At 63.0% G+C, this 25118-nt stretch carries 22 protein-coding genes; 3 read left to right on the forward strand and 19 right to left on the reverse strand.

The window, feature by feature from the left end; translation table 11 throughout:
- Positions 1 to 399 precede the first annotated feature (399 nt).
- The 4 genes from PWP93_RS06380 to guaB form a co-directional block, all read right to left on the reverse strand.
- Positions 400 to 1698 (reverse strand): tyrosine-type recombinase/integrase, encoded by a 1299-nt coding sequence (locus PWP93_RS06380; protein ID WP_421023867.1) that lies wholly within the window; start codon positions 1696 to 1698, stop codon positions 400 to 402.
- A 222-nt stretch (positions 1699 to 1920) separates the two neighbouring features.
- Complete coding sequence (guaA, locus tag PWP93_RS06385; protein ID WP_421043863.1) at positions 1921 to 3504, reverse strand: glutamine-hydrolyzing GMP synthase; 1584 nt, start codon at positions 3502 to 3504, stop codon at positions 1921 to 1923.
- 205 nt (positions 3505 to 3709) lie between these two features.
- Positions 3710 to 4357, reverse strand: coding sequence for a hypothetical protein (locus PWP93_RS06390; RefSeq protein ID WP_421043864.1), 648 nt, complete (start codon positions 4355 to 4357; stop codon positions 3710 to 3712).
- A gap of 6 nt (positions 4358 to 4363) precedes the next feature.
- Positions 4364 to 5824: an IMP dehydrogenase gene (guaB, locus tag PWP93_RS06395; RefSeq protein WP_421023864.1), complete on the reverse strand. Its 1461-nt coding sequence runs from the start codon at positions 5822 to 5824 to the stop codon at positions 4364 to 4366.
- A 312-nt stretch (positions 5825 to 6136) separates the two neighbouring features.
- On the opposite strand from guaB, the gene PWP93_RS06400 reads away from it, so the two are divergent.
- Positions 6137 to 7183: a DMT family transporter gene (locus PWP93_RS06400; RefSeq protein ID WP_421043865.1), complete on the forward strand. Its 1047-nt coding sequence runs from the start codon at positions 6137 to 6139 to the stop codon at positions 7181 to 7183.
- Positions 7184 to 7244: 61 nt separating this feature from the next.
- On the opposite strand, the gene PWP93_RS06405 is transcribed toward PWP93_RS06400, so the two are convergent.
- Together PWP93_RS06405 and PWP93_RS06410 are read right to left on the reverse strand one after the other, a co-directional pair.
- Positions 7245 to 7577, reverse strand: a complete 333-nt coding sequence (locus PWP93_RS06405; RefSeq protein WP_421043866.1) for an RnfH family protein — start codon at positions 7575 to 7577, stop codon at positions 7245 to 7247.
- On the reverse strand, positions 7574 to 8017 hold the full coding sequence (locus tag PWP93_RS06410; protein WP_421043867.1) for a type II toxin-antitoxin system RatA family toxin: 444 nt from the start codon (positions 8015 to 8017) through the stop codon (positions 7574 to 7576). Before PWP93_RS06410 ends, PWP93_RS06405 begins: the two co-directional genes overlap by 4 nt.
- A 102-nt stretch (positions 8018 to 8119) precedes the next feature.
- Between PWP93_RS06410 and smpB the strand changes: the two genes are divergently transcribed.
- Complete coding sequence (smpB, locus tag PWP93_RS06415; protein WP_129561912.1) at positions 8120 to 8566, forward strand: SsrA-binding protein SmpB; 447 nt, start codon at positions 8120 to 8122, stop codon at positions 8564 to 8566.
- A gap of 18 nt (positions 8567 to 8584) precedes the next feature.
- Here the strand turns inward: smpB and PWP93_RS06420 are convergent, their stop codons facing one another.
- From PWP93_RS06420 to ppsA, 3 genes are all read right to left on the reverse strand, one after another.
- Positions 8585 to 9541: an SPFH domain-containing protein gene (locus tag PWP93_RS06420; RefSeq protein WP_421023860.1), complete on the reverse strand. Its 957-nt coding sequence runs from the start codon at positions 9539 to 9541 to the stop codon at positions 8585 to 8587.
- A gap of 45 nt (positions 9542 to 9586) precedes the next feature.
- Complete coding sequence (locus PWP93_RS06425; protein ID WP_421045020.1) at positions 9587 to 10003, reverse strand: NfeD family protein; 417 nt, start codon at positions 10001 to 10003, stop codon at positions 9587 to 9589.
- A gap of 209 nt (positions 10004 to 10212) precedes the next feature.
- Entirely contained in the window at positions 10213 to 12612 is a 2400-nt protein-coding gene (ppsA, locus tag PWP93_RS06430; RefSeq protein WP_421023859.1) for a phosphoenolpyruvate synthase, read from the reverse strand.
- Between the two features lie 403 nt (positions 12613 to 13015).
- Here ppsA and ppsR point away from each other — a divergent pair, with 403 nt between their 5' ends.
- Positions 13016 to 13831, forward strand: coding sequence for a posphoenolpyruvate synthetase regulatory kinase/phosphorylase PpsR (gene ppsR / locus PWP93_RS06435; protein WP_421043868.1), 816 nt, complete (start codon positions 13016 to 13018; stop codon positions 13829 to 13831).
- A 97-nt stretch (positions 13832 to 13928) separates the two neighbouring features.
- Here the strand turns inward: ppsR and PWP93_RS06440 are convergent, their stop codons facing one another.
- The 10 genes from PWP93_RS06440 to PWP93_RS06485 form a co-directional block, all read right to left on the reverse strand.
- Positions 13929 to 14714, reverse strand: coding sequence for a TrmH family RNA methyltransferase (locus PWP93_RS06440; RefSeq protein WP_421043869.1), 786 nt, complete (start codon positions 14712 to 14714; stop codon positions 13929 to 13931).
- Positions 14715 to 14808: 94 nt separating this feature from the next.
- Positions 14809 to 15489 carry a ribonuclease HII gene (gene rnhB / locus PWP93_RS06445; RefSeq protein ID WP_421045021.1) on the reverse strand — a complete coding sequence of 227 codons (681 nt, stop codon included), beginning with the start codon at positions 15487 to 15489 and terminating at the stop codon, positions 14809 to 14811.
- Positions 15490 to 15599: 110 nt separating this feature from the next.
- Positions 15600 to 16769 (reverse strand): lipid-A-disaccharide synthase, encoded by a 1170-nt coding sequence (gene lpxB, locus PWP93_RS06450; RefSeq protein WP_421043870.1) that lies wholly within the window; start codon positions 16767 to 16769, stop codon positions 15600 to 15602.
- Between the two features lie 3 nt (positions 16770 to 16772).
- Entirely contained in the window at positions 16773 to 17561 is a 789-nt protein-coding gene (gene lpxA / locus PWP93_RS06455) for an acyl-ACP--UDP-N-acetylglucosamine O-acyltransferase (RefSeq protein WP_421043871.1), read from the reverse strand.
- 39 nt (positions 17562 to 17600) lie between these two features.
- Positions 17601 to 18065 carry a 3-hydroxyacyl-ACP dehydratase FabZ gene (fabZ, locus tag PWP93_RS06460; protein WP_421023855.1) on the reverse strand — a complete coding sequence of 155 codons (465 nt, stop codon included), beginning with the start codon at positions 18063 to 18065 and terminating at the stop codon, positions 17601 to 17603.
- A gap of 261 nt (positions 18066 to 18326) precedes the next feature.
- Positions 18327 to 19400, reverse strand: coding sequence for a UDP-3-O-(3-hydroxymyristoyl)glucosamine N-acyltransferase (lpxD, locus tag PWP93_RS06465; RefSeq protein ID WP_421043872.1), 1074 nt, complete (start codon positions 19398 to 19400; stop codon positions 18327 to 18329).
- 18 nt (positions 19401 to 19418) lie between these two features.
- A complete protein-coding gene (locus tag PWP93_RS06470; RefSeq protein WP_152617265.1) occupies positions 19419 to 19961 on the reverse strand; it encodes an OmpH family outer membrane protein in 543 nt (180 codons plus the stop codon).
- Between the two features lie 44 nt (positions 19962 to 20005).
- Positions 20006 to 22315: an outer membrane protein assembly factor BamA gene (gene bamA / locus PWP93_RS06475; protein WP_421043873.1), complete on the reverse strand. Its 2310-nt coding sequence runs from the start codon at positions 22313 to 22315 to the stop codon at positions 20006 to 20008.
- A gap of 67 nt (positions 22316 to 22382) precedes the next feature.
- The gene (rseP, locus tag PWP93_RS06480) at positions 22383 to 23801 is read right to left on the reverse strand and encodes an RIP metalloprotease RseP (protein ID WP_421043874.1); all 1419 of its coding nucleotides are present in this window, start codon (positions 23799 to 23801) and stop codon (positions 22383 to 22385) included.
- A 131-nt stretch (positions 23802 to 23932) separates the two neighbouring features.
- The gene (locus PWP93_RS06485; protein ID WP_421043875.1) at positions 23933 to 25114 is read right to left on the reverse strand and encodes a 1-deoxy-D-xylulose-5-phosphate reductoisomerase; all 1182 of its coding nucleotides are present in this window, start codon (positions 25112 to 25114) and stop codon (positions 23933 to 23935) included.
- Positions 25115 to 25118 lie beyond the last annotated feature (4 nt).

Consider the following 25118-nt stretch of genomic DNA (forward strand, 5'->3'; position numbering starts at 1 on the left):
GGAGCAGAAACGAATTTTGCATGGTTTCTGCGTCTGCGAATCGCACACTCTATCAAAGCGTCGATGGTCAGTTTGTTGCTCGCTGGGAAAACGCCCGCCTGCAAGGCTATGCCGCGACGTCTGCGGCCACAATCGCGGGACTGCGGCGCTGCGCGACGATATGCCCGCACATCGGGAATATCGCGCTCCCCTACCCGCATTTCGCGCCGGTGGTAAGACCCAGCCCGACCATTTGAATCCTCTCCTGGAGACAACCAATGTTTGTCCAAATGAATAGGAAACCGATTCATCTAGAAAAGTTTTTTGCCGTATGACGAAATTTTGTTCATTGCCGTCCAGCGTCAAACATGGCGATCCTAATGCAAACGGGTTCATTCTTGAGCACACAGACGTTCGAACTCAAGAGATGTACTCACGAGTCTTAGCTGGGTGTGCCAGCGTTAGGTCGCTCGCCTTTGGATTCGTAGCAATCCAGCCGTCCAGCATATCTGCCCACGCCTGGAGCATCGTCCTCCTCTGCTCTGCATACTCCGCCTTGTTGTAGACCGCGCGCACGCCACGCTGTTCGTGAGCGAGGCATTTCTCAATCCAGTCGGTGTTGAACCCTGCTTCATGCAACAGCGTGCTGGCAGTCCGACGCAGATCGTGCACCGTGAAAGGATTAAAATCTGTCCCATCGTCGCGTATCAGCTTGACCGTGCTGTCAATGACCCGGTTCAGAGTCGCCATACTTATTGGGGATGCCGTCTCATAGCGGCCGGGATGCACGTACGAACTCGCTCCGAAGCACGTCTTGAATGCGACCAGAATGTCCAGAGCCTGTTGGCTCAGATAGACAATGTGGGGGCGACCGGCCTTCATCCGATCCTTCGGAATTGTCCAGACTGCGGCGTCGAAATCTATCTCACCCCACATCGCCAAAATGAATTCGGACTTGCGCACCAGAGTGAGCAGCATGAATCTGATAGCAAGGCGCAGCGTAGGCATCGTCGGCGTCTGTTCCAATGCACTGAAAAACAGATGGATTTCGGAAGGCGACAGGGTCCGATCGCGCGGCTTGAAGGTGGCGATCGCAGACGGGCGGATGGCCTCCGCAGGATTGTCCACCTTTAGTCCCCGCGCCTGCACGAAACGGTAAACCTGCAGAACTATGTCGCGCGCCTGCACGGCAGGGGCCGCAGCGCCCCTCTCCTTGATCTTCTCGCAGCGCGCCATCAGTCGCGCGGGCGTGATCTCTCCCAACTTCAGCCGGCCAAATTCCGACGCGAGATTCCGCTCGTATACTGATTTGCGCATCGCTCGTGTGGAGTCGGCAAGAGCAGTCTCCACAAAGTATTTCTCCGCCCACTTACCAAACGTCAGCGCCTCGGTCGCCTCGACCCGTTTCTCGACTTTCGCACGTGACGGACTCTCGCCACGTTGGATTGCTCCGTAGGCATAGTCGCGTAGAAGCCGGGCTTCCGGGAGGCTAATAGCCATCCCGAATCCGAGTTCGTCTGGCTTGCGTGGCTTCCGTGCGGAAAGTGATGGATCGTAGCGGCCGATAACCAGGGTTTCCCGGCGACCGTTCACCCGGTAGTCGTACCGGAAGCTCACCGCGCCTGACGGCGTCACTGCCGCATATAGCCCCCGCTGATCAGCAACCTTATAGATCTTCTGGGCCGGCTTCAGCGCTCGCAACTGCATGTCTGTGAGCATAGGGACTCCTCGAACGTATACCGTCAACCGATACCGTCAGACTAACTTGACGGTATCGGACAAGGCCGTCCGAGGAAGAAATGTCGGTACCGTCACCGATACCGACATTTCCATCAGGTATTGCCCGGATCACAGCAGACCACACCGGACAATAACCTCATGTTTTTAAACGGAAAAACATGAAAAACCGGACCTCACGGAACGACTTGGGAGCAGTCTAAATCATTCCCACTCAATCGTCGCCGGCGGCTTCCCCGAAATGTCGTAGACCACCCGATTAATCCCCCGCACCTCGTTAATGATGCGGTTGGACACCTGCCCAAGCAGTTCATGCGGCAGATGCGCCCAATGCGCGGTCATGAAGTCGAGCGTCTGCACCGCACGCAGCGCGACCACGTACTCGTAGGTACGGCCATCGCCCATCACACCCACGCTCTTCACGGGCAGAAACACGGCAAAAGCCTGGCTCGTGAGCTCATACCACGACTTGCCGGACTCCTTATCGACGGTGTTGCGCAGCGTCTCGATGAAAATCGCATCGGCACGACGCAGCAGATCCGCGAACTCGCGCTTCACTTCGCCGAGAATACGCACGCCGAGGCCCGGGCCCGGGAACGGATGGCGATACACCATATCGTGCGGCAAGCCGAGCTTCACGCCCAGTTCGCGCACCTCGTCCTTGAAGAGTTCGCGCAGCGGCTCGAGCAGCTTGAGGTTCAGCGTCTCGGGCAGGCCGCCCACGTTGTGGTGGCTCTTGATTGTATGTGCGCTCTTCTTGCCCTTGCCCGCCGACTCGATCACGTCCGGATAGATCGTGCCCTGCGCGAGCCACTTCGCATCCGTGAGCTTGCCCGCCTCGGCCTGGAACACCTCGACGAACTCCGCGCCAATGATCTTGCGCTTCGCCTCCGGATCAGTCACGCCCGCCAGCTTCGACATGAACGCCGCGCTCGCATCGACGTGAACCACTTTCACGCCGAGGTTATCCGCGAACATCGACATCACCTGCTCAGCTTCGTTTAAGCGCAGGAGGCCGTGATCGACGAACACGCAAGTCAGCTGATCGCCAATCGCGCGATGCAGCAGCGCTGCCGCCACCGACGAGTCCACGCCGCCCGAGAGGCCGAGGATGACGTGCTCGCTGCCCACCTGCTTGCGAATCGCTTCGACGGCTTCATCGATGTAGTGGCCCATTTCCCAGTCGGCCTTCGCGCCGCAGATGCCCAGCACGAAGCGCTCGAGCATTGCGCGGCCCTGCACCGTGTGCGTGACTTCCGGGTGCCATTGCAGACCGTAGAAGTGACGTGCTTCGTCGGCCATCGCCGCGATCGGGCACGATTCCGTCGATGCCATCAGCCTGAAGCCTGGCGGCATGTCGGTGACCTTGTCGCCGTGGCTCATCCACACCTTGAGCATGCCGTGGCCTTCGCTCGTGCGGAAGTCCTCGATACCTTCGAGGAAACTCGTGTGGTTGCGCGCGCGCACTTCGGCGTAGCCGAATTCGCGCAGATGGCCGCCGTCGACCTTGCCGCCGAGCTGCTCGGCCATCGTCTGCATGCCGTAGCAAATGCCGAGCACCGGCACGCCCAGTTCGAACACCGCTTGCGGTGCGCGCGGTGTATCGGTTTCGGTGACGGAGTTCGGTCCGCCCGAGAGGATGATGCCCTTTGGCGCGAACTCGCGGATGAATGCGTCGTCGACGTCGTGCGGATGGATTTCAGAGTAGACGTTGGCTTCGCGCACGCGGCGCGCGATCAGTTGGGTGACTTGCGAACCGAAGTCGAGAATCAGGATTTTGTCGTGCATGGCAGCGGACGAGACCTAAAAAAGAACAGATACAGAAAGCCGCGCGCTGGGTGAATCTGGCGCGCGGCGTGAATTCATCGGAAACCTGGCGCTTGATGGCTGCGGCGCAAAACAGTGCATAAACCGGCGAACGAGCCAATAAGCAGGTAGCGCAATCCGGACATAAAGCGACGGGTATTGCCCGCGCCCCGGCTTCTCGCGCGAATCAGCCACGCAGCGGCGGCCGCGGCGCGTCTGCTGCTTCGTCTCGCGCGGCAAGATACGGATCTTGCACTTGCGCAGCCGCACCCGCTGAAGCGGGTGTTGCCGGCGCGGGTTCTGCGCGGGCCGCGCCAGTTGCCACCGCGCCGCCCACAAAAACCGGCTTCGCGTATGCCACGGGCTCTTCGCGCTTCGTCCTGGCCACGGCGCGCGCTTCGCGTTCCTGCGCGGCGGCCTCGGCCGCCTGTGCCTTCTCGCGCCGCTTCACCGCACCGGCAAGCCGTGTGCCGCCCAGCCCGACGATGATCAGCCAGGCGCTCAGTGCTCCAGCCACCAGTTGGCCGAAGCCCGTGAGTTGCGGCGTATGCAGGCCAATCAGCCAGACCAGCATCAGCACGCCAGCGATCCAGTTAACGTGCCCCACCGTGCGCCCGACCGTGACGGTCAAGTCGCCGTCAAAGGCCGCTCGCAGCGCAATCCACGCGAAACCAGCCAGCACCACTCCGAACGCCTGGCCGATGAGCGGCGGCTGCGCCTGCACCAACTGCAAGGCGTTGTAGAGCGAGCTCCAGGGCGTGAGCAGGAACAGCACGCCGAACCCCAGCAGCATCAACGCGTCGACAATCAGCACTATGCGCAGCAGCGGCTTCATCGCGGTTTAGTCCACGTGGTAGTTGGGCGCTTCCTTGGTGATCTGCACGTCGTGGACGTGGGATTCGTTCAGGCCGGCACCGGTGATCTGCACGAACTCCGCCTTCGCATGCAGCTCGTCGATCGTGCGGCAACCGCAGTAGCCCATCGAGGCGCGCACGCCGCCGATCAGCTGGAACAGGATTGCGTTGATCGGCCCCTTGTAGGCAACGCGGCCTTCGATGCCTTCCGGCACGAGCTTGTCGATATTGGCCGAGTTGTCCTGGAAGTAGCGGTCCGCGGCGCCGTCCTTCATCGCACCGACCGAGCCCATGCCGCGGTACGACTTGTACTGGCGGCCCTGGAACAGGAACACGTCGCCCGGCGACTCTTCGGTGCCTGCGAACATGCTGCCCATCATCACAGCGTTCGCGCCGGCTGCCAGCGCCTTCGAAACGTCGCCCGAGTAGCGCACACCGCCGTCGGCGATGCACGGCACGCCCGTGCCCTTGAGCGCTTCCGAGACATTGGAAATCGCGCTGATCTGCGGCACGCCCACGCCCGCCACGATACGCGTCGTGCAGATCGAGCCCGGGCCGATGCCGACCTTCACGCCGTCCGCGCCGTACTCGACGAGCGCGCGCGCGGCGTCAGCCGTAGCGATGTTGCCGCCGATCACCTCGACGTGCGGGAAATTCTGCTTGACCCACCGGACGCGCTCGAGCACGCCCTTGCTGTGGCCGTGCGCCGTGTCGACCACGATCACGTCCACACCGGCCTGCGCCAGCAGTTCGACGCGCTCCTCGTTGTCCGGGCCCACGCCGACAGCCGCGCCCGCGCGCAGCTTGCCGTGCTCGTCCTTACACGCGGCCGGATGCTCGGTCTGCTTGGTGATGTCCTTGACGGTCATGAGGCCGCGCAGCTCGAACGCGTCGTTCACGACCAGCACGCGCTCGAGACGGTGGCTGTGCATGAGCGCCTTGGCTTCGAGAAGCGGCGTGCCTTCCTTGACGGTGACGAGGCGCTCGCGCGGCGTCATGATCGAGCGCACCGGCTCATCCAGACGCGTTTCGAAGCGCAGGTCGCGGTTCGTCACGATACCGACGAGTTGCGCGCCTTCCACCACCGGGAAGCCCGAGATGCCATGCTGCTGCGAGAGGGCGATCACGTCCGCGACTTTCATCTGCGGCGGAACCGTGATCGGGTCGCGCACCACGCCCGATTCGAACCGCTTCACCTTCGCAACCTCGCGCGCCTGCTCGGCCGGCGTGAGGTTCTTGTGGATGATGCCGACGCCGCCCTGCTGCGCCATCGCGATTGCGAGGCGGCCTTCCGTGACGGTATCCATCGCGGCCGAGACAAGCGGAATATTCAGGGAGATATTGCGGGTCAGCCGGGTTTTCAGGCTGGTGTCGCGCGGGAGAACGTCGGAAAAGGCGGGGACGAGGAGCACGTCATCGAACGTGAGTGCTTTCTGGATCAGACGCATGGCAAATCCTATAGGCGCAAAAGCAGATTATACGGGATAGCGCCCTGGAAATCATCAGTGTCTACAGTAGCTTAGCGCCGTTTTCGGGATTTTTTTGAGGTTTGGGGCGGGGCACGCGGGGATATAAGAGCCCTGTGTCAGACCCGATTTTCTGGCCGCCGGCCGAACGCTGCGACTCAGGAATCGGGAGATCGGGAAAATCTGGAATCGCGCCGTGCAGGATTGAACAAGACGGCCACGCGGCCTGTGATTAAGCTTCCACCCATCCTGCAAGGCCAGAATGGCCGGATTGAAATTGTGGAGGCAAGGGAAATGCAGCGTGGTGTGTTGTACGGCGTGCTCGCCGGTGCGTTGTGGGGAACGGTGTTCCTGGTTCCGCGCCAGTTGACGGAGTTCTCGCCGCTGCTCCTGAGCGCCGGGCGCTACGCAATGTATGGCCTCGTGTCGTTCGCCGCCCTTCTGCCCATGCTGCGGCGCGTCTGGCCACGCCTGACTCGCGCGGACCTCGCCGCGCTCGTGAAACTCGCTCTCGTGGGCAACCTGCTGTACTACCTCTTTCTTGCGAGCGCGATTCACCTCGTGGGTATCGCGCCGGCCTCGCTGATTGTCGGCGTCCTGCCCGTCACGGTCACGCTGCTCGGACGCGGCGATCATGGCGCGGTGGCACTCTCTAAGCTGGTTTGGCCGCTCGCCATGATCGCGGCCGGCATCGTGTGCATCAACGTCGATGTTTTCACTGCGGGCGCAAGCGATCACGCCAGCACGCTCACGAAGATAGCCGGCCTTGGCTGCGCGGTTGGCGCGCTCGCTTGCTGGACGTGGTACGCCGTCGAAAATGCCCGCTATCTGCAACGCAACGCCCATTTCGGCGGCAACGAGTGGTCGGTGCTTTGGGGCGTCGTGACAGGCGCGCTCGGTGGCCTGCTCTGGCTCGCGGTGCTCGTCATGCCCGCCGGCATGGTGCAGCACAGCGTGGCCAGCGGACGCTGGACAGCATTCTGGCAACTGAACCTCGTGCTGGCCATCGGCGCGTCGTGGCTTGGCAACGGCCTCTGGAACGCGGCGTCCAAGCGGCTCCCGCTTACGCTTTCGGGTCAGATGATCGTATTCGAGACGCTGTTCGCCCTGCTCTACGGTTTCGTCTACGACCACCGCCTGCCACGCATGCTCGAAGTCGCAGCCATCTTGCTGCTGGTCGTGGGCGTGAGTTGGTCAGTCCGCCAGCATTCGGGCGGCCCGGAAGACACGGCGCATGGAGACGGTATCGTGCCGAAAGGCGATTTGCCGGGAATTCCTGCCATTGGCGAAACGAACGCCTCGGCAAGTAACGGCCCGGAGCGCCGCCGCACGGCGAATTGAAAAGCCCGAGGGCGCAACACGCGCCCTCGGATAGCCACTCATTTGCCCCGTCAACGCCGATTTAGCGCGAATCCTTGTTTTGCCACTTGCGGCCCTCGATCGAGCCTTCCTTGCGCGTCTTGTCGACACGGCGCTGGCGCGCGAGCTTGGGGTCGACCACCAGCGGGCGATAAATTTCCACGCGATCGTGATTGGCGAGCACCGTGTCGAGCGGCTTGAGCTTGCCGTAGACGCCCACCTTCAGTTTCGTCAGATCGATTTCCGGATGGCGGACGAGAATGCCGCTGGCGTCGATGGCCTGCTGCACCGTCGCGCCGGGCTCGAGCTCCACCCCGATGAGCGTCTGCGCGTCAGGCAGTGCATAGCAGACGTCGATGAACAGTTTCGCGCTCATGGCTTGTTCTTGCCGTAACGCTGGTCGGCGCGCTTCACGAACGTGTCGACGAAGGTGTTCGCAATATGGTGGAACACAGGGCCGATGATCTTCTCGAGAAGAATGTTAGAAAACTCGTAGTGCAGCGAGAATTCGATCTTGCAGGCATCGGAGCGCAACGGCGTGAAGCGCCAGGCGCCCGTGAACTTCCTGAACGGGCCGTCGGCGAACTCCATGTCGATGCGCTCGGGCCGCTTGTGCTTGTTGCGCGTGGCGAAGTGCTGCTTGATGCCCTTGAAGTTGATATCGATTTTCGCTTCCATTCCGTTCTCGTCCTTGCGGCGAACCTCGACGCCGCCGCACCACGGCAGGAAGTTGGGATAGTCGTCGACGTCGGTCACGAGGTCGAACATTTGCTCCGCCGAATGGCGAATCAACACGGTTTTCTGAACATCCGCCATAAATTGCGCAATGCGAGGCAAGGGTGAAAGCGCCACGGGCTTTCGGTGGCCCGCTTTGCTAAAATCGTAATTTTAAACGAGTTGGGCGTTTCCCATTTTCCTATGAGCATCATCGACAACAGAAAAGCCTTCTTCGATTACTTCATCGAAGAGCGCCACGAGGCGGGGCTCGCGCTCGAAGGATGGGAGGTCAAGGCCATGCGCGCCGGACGAGCCAACATCAAGGAAAGCTACGTCGTGATCAAGAACGGCGAGCTGTACCTGATCGGCACGCACATCAGCCCGCTGCCCGAAGCCTCGACGCACATCCAGCCCGACCCTACGCGCATCCGCAAGCTGCTGCTCCACCGCGAGGAAATCGACAAACTGATCGGCAAGGTCGAGCAGCGCGGGTTCACGCTCGTGCCGCTGAACTTCCACTACAAGGGCGGCCGCGTGAAGTGCGAGATTGGCCTCGCGAAGGGCAAGAAGCTGCACGACAAGCGCGAAACGGAGAAGCAGCGCGACTGGCAGCGCGAGAAGGCGCGCCTCATGCGCACGCCGACCTGAGCACGCCCAGGCACCCGCTCAGGCGCCCTTCGCCGCATCGCGGCTCAACTGCGTCTCTTTCATGCCCGAGCGGTTCACGATGGTGAGCGCCGAAGCAATCATCGAGCTCAGGTCGCTCATATTGCCGGGCACGATCAGCGTATTGCCCTGCTTCGCGAGATTGCCGAACGCCGTGACGTACTGCTCGGCCACCTTGAGATTGACCGCATCCATGCCACCCTGCGCCTGGATCGAGTTGCCGATCTTCTGGATGGCCTGCGCATTCGCCTCGGCCACCGCGAGAATGGCGGCCGCCTGACCCTGCGCCTGATTGATGGCGGCCTGCTTCTCCCCTTCCGACTTCTGGATCGCCGCTTCGCGCGCGCCCGCCGCGAGGTTGATCTGCTCCTGCTTGCGCCCTTCCGAGGCCGCGATCAGCGCGCGCTTTTCACGCTCCGCCGTGATCTGCGCCTGCATCGCGTGCAGGATTTCCTTCGGCGGCGTGAGGTCCTTGATCTCGTATCGCAACACCTTCACGCCCCAGTTGGCGGCGGCTTCATCGAGCGCCGAGACGACGCTGTGATTGATGAAATCGCGCTCCTCGAACGTCTTGTCGAGTTCCAGCTTGCCGATCACCGAGCGCAGCGTGGTCTGGGAAAGCTGCGTGATGGCGAACACGAAGTTGCTCGAGCCGTACGAGGCCTTCATCGGATCGGTCACCTGAAAGTACAGCACGCCGTCCACCTGGAGCTGCGTGTTGTCGCGCGTGATGCAGATCTGGCTCGGCACGTCGAGCGGAATTTCCTTGAGCACGTGCTTGTAGGCCACGCGGTCGATGAACGGCAGCACGATCGAGAGACCCGGTGTAAGCGTGGCATGGTAGCGACCCAGCCGCTCGAGCACCCAGGCATGTTGCTGCGGCACGATCTTCATGGTCCTCGAGATCAGCACCACGACGATCACGAGCAGAATCACCCCAACGATAGGCACTTGCATACGCATCCCCTTTTTGCTTTGACTTCGGCTTCGATTTGACTTCGTTCAGGCGTGGCGCGTGCCTTCGCGCGCACCCGGCGCCACGCTGCCGGCGCGCCTCGCCGCAACAACGAGGCAACTGCCCCGCACCGCCTTGATTTCGTAGAGATGGGCGTCCTCGGGCTCGCCCGGCGCGAGTTCGACATCCCACTCGGCGCCCCGATACATCGTGCGTGCGCACCCGTCTCGCCACTCGGCGACCGGGACAGTCGAGCCGATGTCGAGATTCACACCCGGATCGGTTGACGCGTCGACCATGCGCCGGCGCCGCCCGAACCGCGAGCGCCGCAGTGCGATCACGGCCATCAACGCCACGAGCGCAGCTGCCACCATTTGGAGTTCGAGCGGCGCGCCCAGCTCATAGGCGAGCACACCCGCGAGGCACCCGAGCGCGATCATCAGCAAATAGAACGTGCCGGTCATCAGCTCGGCGACGATCAGCACGCCTGCGCCGATCCACCAGAACACACCATGCGGACCCACGTCGACCTCCCAAAGTAAAACACCCCGGCTTGACCGGGGTGTTATAGCACGAAGCTGACACTGATTTGCGCAGCGTGCGAAGCAAGGCATAAGCCGCCTCAACTTCCGCACGCTGCGCGTGCCGGAGCGGCAGGGTCAACAGGCGGGCATTACTTCGCTTGCGACTTCGCGAGCGCCTGCCACGTATCGACGATCGTGTCGGGGTTCAGCGACATCGACGCAATGCCTTCGTCCGCGAGCCACTGGGCGAAGTCCGGATGATCGGACGGACCCTGGCCGCAGATGCCGACGTACTTGTTCAGGCGCAGGCAGGTTTCGATCGCGCGCTTGAGCATGAACTTCACGGCCGGATCCCGTTCGTCGAAGTCGACTGCCAGCAGTTCCATGCCCGAGTCACGGTCGAGGCCGAGCGTGAGCTGCGTGAGGTCGTTCGAGCCGATCGAGAAGCCGTCGAAGTACTGCAGGAACTCTTCGGCGAGGATCGCGTTCGACGGCACTTCGCACATCATGATGAGACGCAGACCGTTCACGCCGCGCTTCAGACCGAACTTCTCGAGCAGCCCGACCACACGCTCCGCCTGCTTGAGCGTGCGCACGAACGGCACCATGATCTCGACGTTGGAGAGGCCCATCTCTTCACGCACGCGCTTGAGCGCGAGGCACTCCATCTCGAACGCCTGCGCGAAGTCCTCGGCGACATAACGCGACGCGCCGCGGAAACCCAGCATCGGGTTTTCCTCATCCGGCTCGTAACGCGAACCGCCGATCAGCTTCTTGTACTCGTTCGACTTGAAGTCCGACAGACGCACGATGACGGGTTTCGGATAGAACGCCGCCGCGATCGTGGCGATGCCTTCCGTGAGCTTGTCGACGTAGAACGCACGCGGCGACGCATGGCCGCGCGCCACGCTCTCGACCGCCTTCTTCAGGTCCGCGTCGACGTTCGGGTACTCGAGGATCGCCTTCGGGTGCACGCCGATGTTGTTGTTGATGATGAACTCGAGACGCGCGAGGCCAACACCTGCATTCGGCAGTTGCGAGAAGTCGAACGCGAGTTGCGGGTTGCCGACGTTCATCATGATCTTGACCGGAATCGCCGGCAGCTCGCCGCGCTGCACTTCGCTGACTTCGGTTTCGAGCAGACCGTCGTAAATGCGGCCTTCGTCGCCTTCGGCGCACGACACGGTCACCAGCGCGCCGTCCTTCAGCACGTCGGTTGCATCGCCGCAGCCCACGACTGCCGGCACGCCCAGCTCACGCGCGATGATCGCGGCGTGGCAGGTACGGCCGCCACGGTTCGTGACGATGGCCGAAGCACGCTTCATCACCGGCTCCCAGTTCGGGTCGGTCATGTCGGCGACCAGCACGTCGCCCGGCTGCACGCGTTCCATTTCGGACGGATCGTGAATCACCTTCACGCGGCCCGCGCCGATCTTCTGACCGATCGCGCGGCCCGTTGCGAGAACCTGCGACTGGCCCTTGAGCTTGAAGCGCTGCTCGGCCTTGCCCGCGGCCTGGCTCTTCACCGTCTCCGGACGCGCCTGGAGAATGAAGATCTTGCCGTCGAGGCCGTCCTTGCCCCACTCGATGTCCATCGGGCGCTGATAGTGCTTTTCGATGATGACGGCGTACTTCGCCAGCTCGATCACGTCTTCGTCGGTGATCGAGAAGCGGTTGCGCTGCTCATGCGAAACGTCGACCGTCTTCACGCGGCCCGGCTCGCCCGGCTGCGTGAACTCCATCTTGATGAGCTTCGAGCCGATCGAGCGGCGGATGATCGGCGCCTTGCCCTGCGCGAGCGTGGTCTTGAAGACGTAGAACTCGTCCGGATTCACCGCACCCTGCACGACAGTCTCACCAAGGCCGTAGCTCGACGTGATGAAGACGGCATCCTTGAAGCCGGACTCCGTGTCGAGCGTGAACATCACGCCCGCGGCGCCGCGGTCCGAGCGGACCATGCGCTGCACGCCAGCCGACAGTGCGACTTCGGCGTGGGTGAAGCCCTTGTGGACGCGATAGGAAATGGCGCGGTCGTTGTAGAGCGACGCGAACACGTGCTTGAGGCGATCGAGGACGTCCTCGATGCCCACCACGTTCAGGTAGCTCTCCTGCTGGCCGGCGAACGAAGCGTCGGGCAGGTCTTCGGCCGTAGCCGACGAACGCACAGCGAACGAAAGCTCGGACGGCGAGCTGTTCTTGAGCGTCTCGAAGCCCGCGCGGATGTCTGCCTCCAGCTTCGGCTGCAGCGGCGCGTCGACGATCCACTGGCGGATTTCCTTGCCCGCTTCGGCCAGCGCCTTGACGTCGTCGACGTCGAGCGTCTCCAGACGAGCGGCGATCCGTTCGGTCAGGTTGTTGTGCTTCAGAAAGTCGCGGAAGGCGAGCGCGGTCGTCGCGAAGCCCGTAGGCACACGCACGCCAGCTTCAGCCAACTGGCTGATCATTTCGCCAAGCGAGGCGTTCTTGCCGCCCACGATCTCGACATCGGTCATCCGCAACTGCTCGAAAGGCACTACATAAGCCTGATCCTTGGCAACGGTGTTAGTCATTACAAGCCCCTAAGTGTGAAAAAAATTCACGATTGCGCAAGTGGGCTCGAACGCGGGCCGCCTATTGGGAGCGGATTCGCGTCTTGCGCAACCTGTTGGAGAAGCAATCGCCACCACCCGGGGGCCAGCATCCAGCACAAGGAGAAGCAGGGAGATGCGCGCGATTGCACGAAATTACCCGGAATCGCTGCGAATTGACGTCCAATTGAGCCATGATGAGCTGCGGTTTGGCGCGAATGCACTGCAATTGCTTATCCAACAGGTTGCCGCTATTCTACCGTGCCGACTCTCGAAAATGTGTCTGTCGGTGAGAATCCCCTCTCAGGGCTCATCCACAAAGCTCAGGGAGTCTCTTCCGGGCGCTCCGCCCGTCTGGCCCCACTTACACGCCCAGCCTCAACCGATGTCGCCTACCGTATTCATCGTCTCCGACGGTACCGGGATCACTGCCGAAACTTTCGCGCACTCGATCCTCTCGCAGTTCGACCAGAAATTCCGCCTCGTGCGCGTGCCATTCATCGACTCGGCGGACAAGGCCTACTCGACCGCCGAAAAGATCAACGAAGCCGCAGTGCATGAAGGCCGCCGCCCGATCGTCTTCACGACGCTGGTGGACAGCAACTCCAACGAAATCCTCAAGCGCTCGAACGCGCTCGTGCTCGACATGTTCCAGACCTTCGTGGAGCCGCTGGAGCAGGAACTGGAGCTCAAGTCGAGCCACGCGATGGGCCGTGGCCACCAGAACGCCGACACCGACGAATACAAGAACCGCATCGAGGCCATCAACTTCTCGCTCGCGCACGACGACGGCCAGTCCGACCGCAATCTGAACGACGCCGACGTGATCCTCGTGGGCGTGTCGCGTAGCGGCAAGACACCGACCAGCCTTTATCTGGCGATGCAGTACGGCGTGAAAGCGGCAAACTATCCGCTGATCCCCGACGACTTCGAACGCGGCAAGCTGCCCAATTCGCTGCTACCGTATCGCGGAAAGATCTTTGGGCTTTCGATCGATCCGCAGCGTCTCACGGAAATCCGTAACGAGCGGCGGCCTGGCAGCAAGTACGCGGCGCTGGAGAATTGCCGCTACGAAGTCAATGAAGCCGAGGCCATGATGCGCCGTGAGAACATCAAATGGCTCTCGTCGACGCACAAGTCCATCGAGGAAATCGCCACGACGATCTTGCAGGAAATCCGCCTCGACAAGCCGGTGTACTGAAGATCGCTCCGTGTAGAAACGAATAAGGCCTGCTCACTCGCGAGCAGGCCTTTTTGTTGCATCAGTCACCAAGGCGTGAACCCGTGCTGAGCGCAGCTCAACGCGCGTGGCGCTGCTGACGGCATTGCTCGAAGATGCATACAGCGGCAGCCGCCGCCACATTCAGGGACTCCATGCCGCCCGGCTGAGGAATCGTCACGCGCAACGCCGCCGCGTCGCGCCACAGCTGCGAGACGCCCGCCCCTTCGTTGCCGAAAACCCACGCCACCTGCCCCGTGAGATCGGTCTCGTCGATGGCCCGCGCGCCATGCGAGTCGGTGATCACGACCGGCACCCCCAGCATGGCGATCAGCGTCTCGGGTTCGACATTTTCGAAGACCTGCAGCAGGAAGTGCGCGCCCATAGCCGAGCGCAGCACCTTCGAAGACCACGCGTATGCCGTGCCCGGCGTGCAGAACACCTTGTCGACGCCCGCCGCCGCCGCGCTGCGCAGGATCGAGCCGACGTTGCCCGCATCCTGCAGGCCGTCGAGCACGAGGCAGGTCGATTCGACCCGCTCAGGCAGATGCGCCTCTGGCATATCCACGAGCAGCAGCATGCCCACGCCGTGCACGACGTTCGAAAGCTGGCCAAAGAGCGCATCGGGCAGCGTGATCACACGGCGCTCGTCGACGCGCTCGACGATGGCCTGCGCCTCGGCATGCGCGAGCGCGCCTTCGGTCACGATGCAATATTCGGGCTGCGTGCCACCGTCGAGCCATGCGCTCGCGAGGTGAAAACCCTCGAGCAGAGCTTGATGGCTGCGCCGCTGCTGATGCGTCGAGCCGGCCAGCGCCTTCAGGCGCTTGTAAAGCGGATTGTCGCGCGAAGTAATGGCTTTCACAGGCGGGCCTGGCGATTTGAAAAAGGAAGGTTGAAAAGAACAACGGCGCCGCACGAAGCGACGCCGGACTGCATGAACCCGGGCATTGCGCTGCTCAGGCTGATGCGAAGGCGTCGTCGTCCGGAGCGGCGTCGCCAGCTGTACTTGCCAAGCTCGTCAGCGCGAGGCCATGCAGCGCATACGCGTCGCGCACGGGCGCGAACGTGCGCCGGTGGTGCACGCAAGGGCCATGCTCGCGCAGCGCGGCCAGATGCTGTGCGGTGCCGTAACCCGCGTGCGCATCGAAGCCATACACGGGGAACGCCTCGTGCAACTCCAGCAGCATGCGGTCGCGCGAGACTTTCGCAATGATCGACGCCGCCGAGATGCTGGGCACGAGCGCGTCGCCGCCGATCACGGCCTCGCTGCGCACCGGCAGCACCGGGCAGCGGTTGCCGTCGATCTTGGCGAGCGTGGGTTTCACGCTCAGCCCCTCCACGGCGCGCCGCATCGCCAGCATGGTCGCGTGCAGGATATTGAACGAGTCGATCTCCTCGACGCTCGCCGACGCCACGCACCATGCGAGCGCGCGTTCGACGATGAGGTCGTAGAGCGCCTCGCGCGCTTTCGCCGTGAGCGCCTTGGAGTCGTCGAGACCTGCGATCGGACGCGCCGGATCGAGAATCACGGCGGCGGCGGTGACCGGGCCGGCGAGCGGCCCTCGTCCAGCTTCGTCCACGCCGCAGACGATGTCGTCAGGCGACTCGAACAACAGACCCGCTTGCTCCGCCCACATTTGCCGCTCCGCGCGTTTCTCGGCCGCTTTCGACGGTGCTTTGGAGCTGGCTTGCGCTGCGGCTTTCGCCGCTGGCGCCTTCGCGCGAGTGCGCTTGATCGCGCCTTCGGTCATGCCAGGCTCCTGCGGCGATCCACTACGCTGGCAACCACCTCCGCCGCTCGCTCCGACATGTTCTGCCGCAGCGCATGGTGCATCTGCGTGAACACTTCGGTCAGCGTGCGCCGGTTTGCTTCGTCGTGCAATTGCGTGAGCGTGGCGTCCGCGAGCGCCTCGGGCGTGGCGAAGTGCTGAAGGATCTCGGGCACCACGAAGCGTCCCGCGAGAATGTTCGGCAGACCGACATACGGCAGGTAGCCCTGACGGCGCATGATTTGCCCCGTGAGCCAGGGCACCTTGTACGAGATGACCATCGGCTTCTTGAGCAGCGCCGCCTCTAGCGTGACCGTGCCGCTCTTGACGAGAATCGCATCGGCGGCGGTCATCGCCACCTGCGACTGCCCGTCGATGATCGTGAGCGCCAGGCCCTGGTGCGAGTTGGCGAGCTCCTGCAGCTGCGCGTGGATCGCCGGCGTCGCCGCCGGCATCACGAAGCGCAAGCCCGGCTCGCGCTGCTGCATGATCTGCATCGCGTCGAAGAACGTCGGGCCGATCAGGTTGATCTCGGAGCGGCGGCTGCCCGGCAGCACCGCGATGATCGGTCCGCTGTCTGACAAGCCGAGCGCGCGGCGCGCGCCGGGCACATCCGGCTCGAGTGGGATATCGTCGGCAAGCGGATGCCCCACGTAGGTCGCCGCCACACCCGCTTTCTCGAGGATCGCCGGCTCGAACGGAAACACGCAGAGCATGTGATCCACGGCCTTCTGGATCTTCTTGATGCGGCCGCCGCGCCACGCCCAGATGGACGGACACACGAAGTGGATTGTGGGAATGCCCGCGTCGCGCAGCGGGTGTTCGAGACCGAAGTTGAAGTCGGGCGCGTCCACGCCGATGAAAACGTCGGGCGGGTCCGCGAGTAGTTGATGCTTGAGTTCGCTGCGAATGCGCAGAATCTCGGGAATGTGCTTGAGCGCCTCGACATAGCCCCGCACGGTGAGCTTGTCCATCGGCCAATGCGCTTCGAAACCGGCGGCCTGCATGCGCGGCCCGCCGATTCCGTAGTAGTGCGCAGTATCGGGCAGCCTGCCAGTCAGCCCTTTGAGCATCGACGCCGCAAGCAGGTCGCCGGACGGCTCGCCGACAACCATGGCGAGGCGCAGCGGACGGGTTTGAAGCGCCATCGGTTAGCGGATGATGCCGCGTTGCGACTGCTCGACGAAATCGAGCAGCGCCTTCACGTGTGCGTCACCGTCGCCGCCCGCTTGCGCGAGTTCGGCGATCTGCACCTTCGCCTCTTCGAGCGACAGGCCGTTCTTGTACAGCACGCGATAGGCCGAACGCAGCGCCGAGATCGCATCGGGCGTAAAGCCGCGGCGGCGCAGCCCTTCGACGTTGATGCCATGCGGCACCGCCTTGTTGCCCGCGGCGACCACGAACGGCGGCACATCCTGCACGAGCGCCGATGCGCCGCCCACCATCGAGTGCGCACCGATGCGCACGAACTGATGCACGCCCGTCATGCCGCCGACGATCGCGAAATCGTCGACGATCACATGGCCCGCGAGTTGCGCGTTGCTCGACATGATCACATTGTTGCCGAGCCTGCAGTCGTGACCCACGTGCACATACGACATGATCCAGTTGTCGTCGCCGACAATCGTGACGCCGGTGTCCTGCACCGTGCCCGTATGAATCGACGTGAACTCGCGGATGGTATTGCGATTGCCGATCACGAGCTTCGTGGGCTCGCCCTTGTACTTCATGTCCTGCGGACGGCCGCCGATGATCGCGTAGTGGCCGATCATGTTGTCTTCGCCGATCGTCGTATGGCCTTCCAGCACACTGTGCGAGCCGATTTTGGTGCGTGCACCGATGGTGACGTTGGCCCCGATCACCGCATACGGCCCGATCTCCGCCGATTCATCGACTTGCGCGCCGGTCTCGACGACCGCGGTGGGATGGATCCTGCTCATTCGTCCTGGCTCTCCATTCTGTTGCCGTGCTGGCGCGTCTTACTGCGCCGCGTCCATTTTCTTGACGGTGCACATGAGTTCCGCCTCGCAGGCGACAGCGCCTTCCACTTCGGCCTGCGCCTTGAACTTCCAGATGCCGCGCATGTAGCGCTCGAACGTCACGTTCAGGATGAGTTGATCGCCCGGTTCGACCACGCGCTTGAAGCGCGCGCCATCGATGCCGACGAAGTAGTACAGCGTGTTCTCGAAATCCTGCTCCTCTTCCGAAAACGTGAGGAGCGCAGCGGTTTGCGCCAGGGCTTCGAGAATCATCACGCCAGGCATGACCGGGCGCTGGGGAAAATGGCCCTGGAAAAAGGGCTCATTGACGGTCACGTTCTTCAACGCCTTGATGCTCTTGTGCGGCACGATTTCGGTGACCCGGTCCACCATCAGGAACGGATAACGGTGCGGAAGCAGCGTGAGGATCTTGTGGATGTCGAAGTTGAGTTTTTCGATGTTCATGGTGTTTCTGCTCACGCTGGAATTGCGTGTGACTGTCGAATGCGATGTCCGAAGTGCCTTGCCGAAGCATGGCTCCCGCAGTGCCTCACGGCCCGCGCTTCTGGCGCAGTATGCGCCATGTGCGACACTTCGTGCATGCGGATTGCCCCGGGTCTCGCAGACCAGATCTCGCAACCGGGTCTCGCAGACCGGGACACATGGATAGGCACGCGCCCAAGGCTCGAGCGCTTCACGCCCGAGCCACGAACCTGCCTTACCTTGTTACGCGCCGCCTTGTGCCTTCTGGGCAGCGGCTTCGAGCGCCCTGATGCGATCGCGCAACTTGTCGATATTGCGCAGCAGCGCGGCGCTCTTGTTCCAGTCGGCGTGATCGACCGCCGGGAACGCGCTCGTGTAGATGCCAGCCTTGGGCAACGACTTCGAGACACCCGACTTCGCCGTGACGATAACGTAGTCGCCCAGCGTGACATGTCCCGCGATGCCAACTGCGCCGCCGATCATGCAATGGCGGCCGATCGTGGTGCTGCCTGCAATGCCCGCGCAACCCGCAATCACGGTGTATGCGCCCACCTTGCAGTTGTGACCGATCTGTACGAGGTTATCGATCTTGACGCACTCCTCGATGATCGTGTCGGCCATCGCGCCACGATCGATCGTGGTGTTCGCCCCGATCTCGACATCGGGGCCGATCGAGACGCCGCCCACTTGCGGAATCTTCACCCAGCTGCCCGTGCGTGCATCACCCTCGCCCGTGAAGTCGGGCGCAAAGCCAAAGCCGTCCGAGCCGATCACGGCACCGGCGTGCACGATGGCGCGCGCGCCGATCCTGCAGCCGTGATAAACCGTCACGCCCGGATAGAAGTGCGAGCCCTCGCCCACCTGGGTGCCACGGCCAATGAACACGTTGGCGTCCAGCCACACGTGCTCGCCGATCGTGGCACCCGCCTCCACCGTGACGTTCGGGCCGATCACCGCACTCGCGGCAATCTTTGCCGTGGCATCGACATGGGCGCTCGGGTGCACGCCTGCCTGCACCTTCGGTGCGGCCAGATCGATGAACGCCTGCGCCACGCGTGCGAAATAAGCATACGGATTGGGCGTGACGATGAAATTACGACCGTCGCGGGAAGCCAGTTTTTCGAGATCGTCCGGGCTGATCAGAACGGCGCCTGCGCGAGTCGTCTCGACCTGCGACAGATACTTGGGGTTGGCGAGGAACGCCAGTTGTTGCGGACCCGCCTGATCGAGCGGCGCGAGCGAGCCGACACGTTGCGTCGGGTCGCCAACTACAGCGCCGCCGAAGCGCCCGGCGATGTCCTCAAGCGTAAAAGCCATGCGCGAGATGCTCCTGCCTCAATTGCTGCTGCCAGCGCCGCCAGACGCGAGCGCCTTCAGGACCTGGTCGGTGATGTCGATGCGCGGGCTCACGTACACCGCTTCCTGCACGATCAAATCGTAGTGCTGCTGCTCGGCGATCTGCTTGATCACCTTGTTCGCCCGATCCAGCACCGCCGCAAGCTCTTCATTGCGACGCTGGTTCAGATCTTCGCGAAACTCGCGCTGCTTGCGCTGGAAATCGCTGTCGAGCTGCGACAGATCGCGCTGCTTCTGCGCGCGATCGCCGGGCGACATGCCCGGCCCATTCTTGTCGAGGGAGTCCGACATGGACTTCAAGCGTTGCGCCATGTCCTGCAAGTCCTTGTCGCGCTTTGCGAACTCGGCTTCGAGCTTGGTTTGCGCGGCCTTCGCGGGGGCGGATTCGCGCAGGATGCGATCGGAGTTGACCGCCGCGATCTTCGCTTCCTGCGCATGGGCCGCGCCCGTGCCAACAGCGAGCATCGCCAGCGACAGCGTCAAGGCCCCGATCGTCCGTCTGGAAAACATACCCGTTAGCAAAGTTATCCTCTCGTTTCTGTAAATACCTGTTCCTGCGAGCCTCGTCAGAAGGCCGTGCCAATCTGGAACTGGAACTTCTGGTACTGATCGCCTTCGTGCTTGACGATCGGGAAGCCAAGGCTCAGCTTGAGCGGGCCGATAGGCGAAATCCACGCTAGACCCACACCGTACGCATAGCGCAGACCGTTCGCGCCCGTGCTGGTGTTGCCCTCGTCGCCCCAGACGTTACCGGCGTCGACGAATGTGAAGACGCGCAGCGTGCGATCGTAGCCCGTGCCCGGCAGCGGGAACGTGAGCTCGATGTTGCCGACCACCATCTTCGAACCGCCGATCGGGTCGTTAGTCTTGGCGTCGCGCGGACCCAGCGAGCTCGGCTCGTAGCCACGCACCGAACCGATACCGCCCGCGTAGTAGTTCTTGAAGATCGGGTACGGCTTGCCGTCGAGGCCCTTGCCGTAGCCGGCCTGGAAGTTCATGCCCAGCACGAAGCCGCGTGCGAACGAGTAATAGTACTGCGCCTGCACGTCGGTCTTGACGTAAGGCGTCGAGCCGACCGGCGTACCCCATTCAAAATTCGCCTGCGTAAAGTAGCCGCGGCTCGGAATCAGCGCACTGTCGCGCGCGTCGCGCGACCAGCCGATCGTGAACGGAATGTTGTTCGACACACGGCCGAAGTTTTTCACGTAATCGATGTAGCTCTGCGGCGTGTACGCGTCGGTGTCGAGCGTGTCCTGCTCGAAACCGAGGCCGAAGAAGACCGTGTCCACTTCCGAGAACGGAATGCCGAACTTCAGGTCAGCGCCCGTCGTGATGATCTTGAAGCTCGAATCGGTCGAGTAGTACAGCGGCTGGTACGTGCGGTAGTAGACGTCGGTAATGCGCTTGATGCCGTCCACAGTGAAGTACGGGTCCACCTGCGTGACAGCCAGCGTGCGGTACGTCTTCGCGGTGTTGATGTTCACCGAGAGGCTCGTGCCCGAGCCGAACACGTTGTCCTGCGAGACCCCGGCCGAGAGCACCACCTTGTCCGTGGACGAGAAGCCCGCGCCCAGCGTGATCGCGCCGGTCGGCTTTTCGGCCACCTTCACGTTCACGTCGACCTGGTCGGGCGTGCCTTCCACCGGCACCGTGGTCACGTCGACATCGGTGAAGTAACCGAGACGGTTGATACGGTCCTTCGAAAGCGCGAGGCGGCTCGAATCGAACCACGAGCTTTCGAGCTGGCGCATTTCGCGGCGCACGACTTCGTCACGCGTGCGCGTGTTGCCGATCACGTTGATGCGGCGCACGTACACGCGGCGGCTCGGGTCGATCTGCAGCGTGAGGTCGACCGTGTGGTCGGCCTGATTGATCTGCGGCAGCGCATTGACGGTGGCGAATGCGTAGCCGTATTCGCCGAGCTTGTCGACGATCGACTTGGTCGTAGCCTGCAGCTTCTCGGCCGAGAAGCGGTCGCCCGGCTTGATCTTGATGAGCTTGTTGAGCTCGGCCTCACGGTCGAGCAGATTGCCCGCCAGGTGGATGCCCGAAACCTTGTAGGGCTCGCCTTCGTGGATCCCGATCGTCAGGTACATGTCCTTCTTGTCGGGCGAAATCGAAACCTGCGTCGAGTCGATGTTGAACTCGAGGTAGCCGTGATTCAGGTAGTACGAGCGCACGTTCTCGAGGTCGCCCGTGAGCTTTTCCTTCGAGTACAGGTCGTTCTTCGTGTACCACGAGAACCAGTTCGGCGTGGAGAGTTGCATCTCCGAGAGCAGCGTGCCGCTGCTATACGTCTTGTTGCCGATGAAGTTGATCTGCCGGATCTTCGCGCTCGGGCCTTCGACCACCGAGAACAGCAGGCCGACGCGGTTGCGGTCGATCGGGGTTACCGTGGTCGTGACTTCGGCAGCGTAGAAGCCGCGCGTGAGGTACTGACGCTTGAGTTCCTGCTCGGCCTTGTCGACGAGCGCTTTGTCGTAATAGCGACCTTGCGAGAGACCGACTGCGCGCAGCGCCTTCGTGAGGTTGTCCTTGTCGAACTCCTTGATGCCGGCGAAGTCGATCGTGCCGATGGCTGGCCGCTCCTGCACCTGCACGACCACGACACCGCCTTCGGTGCCGACGCGCACGTCGTTGAAGAAGCCCGTTGCATACAATGCGCGAATGGCATCGGAGGCCTTGTCGTCGGTGAACGTATCGCCCTGCTTGATGGGCAAGTACGCGAACACCGTGCCCGGCTCGACGCGTTGCAGTCCTTCGATGCGGATGTCCTGTACCACGAAAGGCGTTGTCGCCGCGTGAGCGACCAGGCCATGCGCGGCAATCGCCGCAGCCGCAACCGTTTTTGGAACCAAGCGATGAGGTCTAAACAACGTGCTTCCCCAGTATGTATAGCTGCATCAGATCAGGCGGCCCGCCCTCGGACGCCGCCAGACATCTTTAAAAATGGATTAACCGAGCCAGATCGTTGAACAACGCGATCGCCGACAGCGCGACGATGCAGGCAAGTCCCGCGCGCTGCAGGACGAGCTGCCAGCGGTCCGAGACGGCTTTGCCCGTTACGGCTTCAACCGCATAATATAACAGATGCCCCCCATCCAATACCGGAATTGGGAGCAGGTTGAGTACGCCGAGGCTAATGCTGACAAGGGCGAGGAACGACAGGAAGGCGGACGGACCGAGTCTTGCGCTCTTGCCCGCATAGTCAGCAATCGTCACCGGGCCCGACAGATTTTTCAGAGACGCCTCGCCCGTGAGCATGCGGCCGAACATACGCAGCGAATAGATCGCGATATCCCACGTGCGGAACGCACCCAGCCGAACGCTCTCGATCGGCCCGTAGCGGACGTCCACAGTGGGCGCCTGGGCCGCGAGCGCCGCACCGATGCGCCCCACTTCCTCACCTGTTTCGCCGTCACGCTGCGCCATGGGCGTGATCATGAGCGTCAACGTCTGCCCTTGTCCGGACGCGCCGTTCTGCGCAACGATTTGCGTATCCCCACGCACGATGCGCAGGTGCACAGGCTTGCCCGCGTGGGCCTTCACGTAGCCGATGAAAGTGCTTGCGCTGTCAACGGGGCGGCCATCGATCGCAACCAGGCGATCGCCTTTTTCCAGCCCCGCCTGCTGGGCAGCACTGCCCGCCTCCACGCCCGCGATCGTCAGTTTGGCACCGCCGGCCTCGAGACCGAGCTTCGACATGAAGTCGTCGTCGAGATCTTTGCTGGTGAGGCGCGAGAGATCGAGGGGAAAGTCGTAGGTGCCGCCGCCGTCACGCGCGGAGAGCACCACGCGGTTTTGATCGAAGGCCGCCGACAGCAGCTTCCAGCGCAGATCGGCCCACGAGCGCACGGGCTCCGTGTCGCTGCCGTTCGCGTCGCTCACGGCGAGAATGGTCTCGCCGCCCTGGAAGCCGGCCTGCGCGGCGACCGTCTGTGCCGGCGGCACGGCAACGATGGCGGTCGGCTCGGTCACGCCGCTCGCAAACACCGCTGCGAAGAGCACGATGGCAAGAATGAAATTGGCCAACGGCCCGGCAGCGACGATGGCGATGCGCTTGCCAACCGACTGCCGGTTGAACGCGTGCGGCAAATCTTCGGCGGGAATGTCCCCTTGCTTGTCCTGCAACTCGCGCTCGTCGAGCATCTTGACGTAGCCGCCGAGCGGCAGCGCCGAGATCGTCCATTCGGTCCCGCTCTTCTTGCTGACCCACTGCACGAGCGGCTTGCCGAAGCCGATCGAAAATCGCAGAACCTTGACGCCGCACAAGCGTGCGACGCTGTAGTGTCCATATTCGTGCACGACAACGAGTACGCCGATCGCCACGACAAAAGACACCAATTCGGTGAGCAGATTCATATGCGCCTCCTCTGCTGGAAGCAGCGCGCCAATGCGGGTCAACCTCGTTGGCGGGCCGATGGGTCTGCAAGCAGACCCTCACGCCTCCGCGGGCGGCCTGAGCACAGCCCGGGAGCGGCCCGAGCGAGGCTTCAGGCCGGCACCGGCAGGCTGTCGATGATCTTGAGCGCCGCGCGGCGCGCGGCTGCGTCGGCTTCGAGCACGACTTCGAGACTCGCGGCGCGGCGATTGTCCAGCGCGTTGAGCACGGCGTCGACCGTCTGCGCAATCGCCATGAAACCGATCCGGCGGTTGAGGAACGCCTCCACCGCGATTTCGTTGGCTGCGTTGAGCGTGGCGCTCGCCACGCCGCCCTCGGCCAGCGCCTTCATTGCCAGCGCAAGACACGGGAAACGTGCGTAGTCCGGCTTCTCGAAATTGAGCGTGGCCACCTGCGCGAGGTCGAGTTGCGCAACGCCCGAATCCACACGATCCGGGAACGCGAGCGCGTGCGCGATCGGCGTGCGCATGTCCGGGTTGCCCAGTTGCGCGAGCACCGAACCGTCCGCGTACGAGACCATCGAGTGGATCACGCTCTGCGGGTGGATCAGCACGTCGATGCGCTCGCCTGGCAGATCGAACAGATAATGCGCCTCGATGACTTCGAGGCCCTTGTTCATCATCGTGGCCGAGTCGACAGAAATCTTGCGGCCCATGGACCAGTTCGGGTGCTTGCACGCCTCGTCCGGCGTCACGTCGACGAGCGTGGCCGGCTCGCGCGTGCGGAACGGGCCGCCAGAAGCGGTCAGGATGATCTTCGTCACGCCGCCATGCTGCGTGCCTTCGGCGGGCAAACACTGGAACACGGCGTTGTGCTCGCTGTCCACCGGCAACAGCACCGCGCCGTTATCGCGCGCCGCATTCATGAAGATGTCGCCCGACATCACGAGCGCTTCCTTGTTTGCGAGCAGAATGCGCTTGCCGGCCTGCGCCGCCGCGAGTGTGGGCACGAGGCCCGCCGCGCCGACGATGGCGGCAACCACGGTGTCGCATCCATCGCTCTTCGCGACATCGGCGAGCGCCTGCGGCCCGTACGCCACAACCGTCTTCGAACCTGCCGCGCGCAGCTTGCGCTCGACCGCCGCGGCGGTATCGGCATCGCCGACTACGGCCACTTCGGGCGCGAAGCGCAGACATTGTTCGACGAGCTTGTCGCCGTTGCGGTGCGCAGTGAGCGCGTAGACGGAGAACCGTTGCGGATGACGCGCAACCACGTCGAGCGTGCTGTCTCCGATCGAGCCCGTGGATCCGAGCAAGGTGAGTCGTTTTTGCATTTCC

Source organism: Paraburkholderia sp. A1RI-2L, assembly GCF_048957375.1.
Lineage (GTDB): Bacteria > Pseudomonadota > Gammaproteobacteria > Burkholderiales > Burkholderiaceae > Paraburkholderia.

Bases quoted from the DNA above. Each gene is read 5' to 3' on its own strand.
- PWP93_RS06380 (WP_421023867.1), bottom strand. From the start codon at position 1,698: ATGCTCACAGACATGCAGTTGCGAGCGCTGAAGCCGGCCCAGAAGATC.
- guaA (WP_421043863.1), bottom strand. From the start codon at position 3,504: ATGCACGACAAAATCCTGATTCTCGACTTCGGTTCGCAAGTCACCCAA.
- PWP93_RS06390 (WP_421043864.1), bottom strand. From the start codon at position 4,357: ATGAAGCCGCTGCTGCGCATAGTGCTGATTGTCGACGCGTTGATGCTG.
- guaB (WP_421023864.1), bottom strand. From the start codon at position 5,824: ATGCGTCTGATCCAGAAAGCACTCACGTTCGATGACGTGCTCCTCGTC.
- PWP93_RS06400 (WP_421043865.1), top strand. From the start codon at position 6,137: ATGCAGCGTGGTGTGTTGTACGGCGTGCTCGCCGGTGCGTTGTGGGGA.
- PWP93_RS06405 (WP_421043866.1), bottom strand. From the start codon at position 7,577: ATGAGCGCGAAACTGTTCATCGACGTCTGCTATGCACTGCCTGACGCG.
- PWP93_RS06410 (WP_421043867.1), bottom strand. From the start codon at position 8,017: ATGGCGGATGTTCAGAAAACCGTGTTGATTCGCCATTCGGCGGAGCAA.
- smpB (WP_129561912.1), top strand. From the start codon at position 8,120: ATGAGCATCATCGACAACAGAAAAGCCTTCTTCGATTACTTCATCGAA.
- PWP93_RS06420 (WP_421023860.1), bottom strand. From the start codon at position 9,541: ATGCAAGTGCCTATCGTTGGGGTGATTCTGCTCGTGATCGTCGTGGTG.
- PWP93_RS06425 (WP_421045020.1), bottom strand. From the start codon at position 10,003: ATGACCGGCACGTTCTATTTGCTGATGATCGCGCTCGGGTGCCTCGCG.
- ppsA (WP_421023859.1), bottom strand. From the start codon at position 12,612: ATGACTAACACCGTTGCCAAGGATCAGGCTTATGTAGTGCCTTTCGAG.
- ppsR (WP_421043868.1), top strand. From the start codon at position 13,016: ATGTCGCCTACCGTATTCATCGTCTCCGACGGTACCGGGATCACTGCC.
- rnhB (WP_421045021.1), bottom strand. From the start codon at position 15,489: ATGTGGGCGGAGCAAGCGGGTCTGTTGTTCGAGTCGCCTGACGACATC.
- lpxB (WP_421043870.1), bottom strand. From the start codon at position 16,769: ATGGCGCTTCAAACCCGTCCGCTGCGCCTCGCCATGGTTGTCGGCGAG.
- lpxA (WP_421043871.1), bottom strand. From the start codon at position 17,561: ATGAGCAGGATCCATCCCACCGCGGTCGTCGAGACCGGCGCGCAAGTC.
- fabZ (WP_421023855.1), bottom strand. From the start codon at position 18,065: ATGAACATCGAAAAACTCAACTTCGACATCCACAAGATCCTCACGCTG.
- lpxD (WP_421043872.1), bottom strand. From the start codon at position 19,400: ATGGCTTTTACGCTTGAGGACATCGCCGGGCGCTTCGGCGGCGCTGTA.
- rseP (WP_421043874.1), bottom strand. From the start codon at position 23,801: ATGAATCTGCTCACCGAATTGGTGTCTTTTGTCGTGGCGATCGGCGTA.
- PWP93_RS06485 (WP_421043875.1), bottom strand. From the start codon at position 25,114: ATGCAAAAACGACTCACCTTGCTCGGATCCACGGGCTCGATCGGAGAC.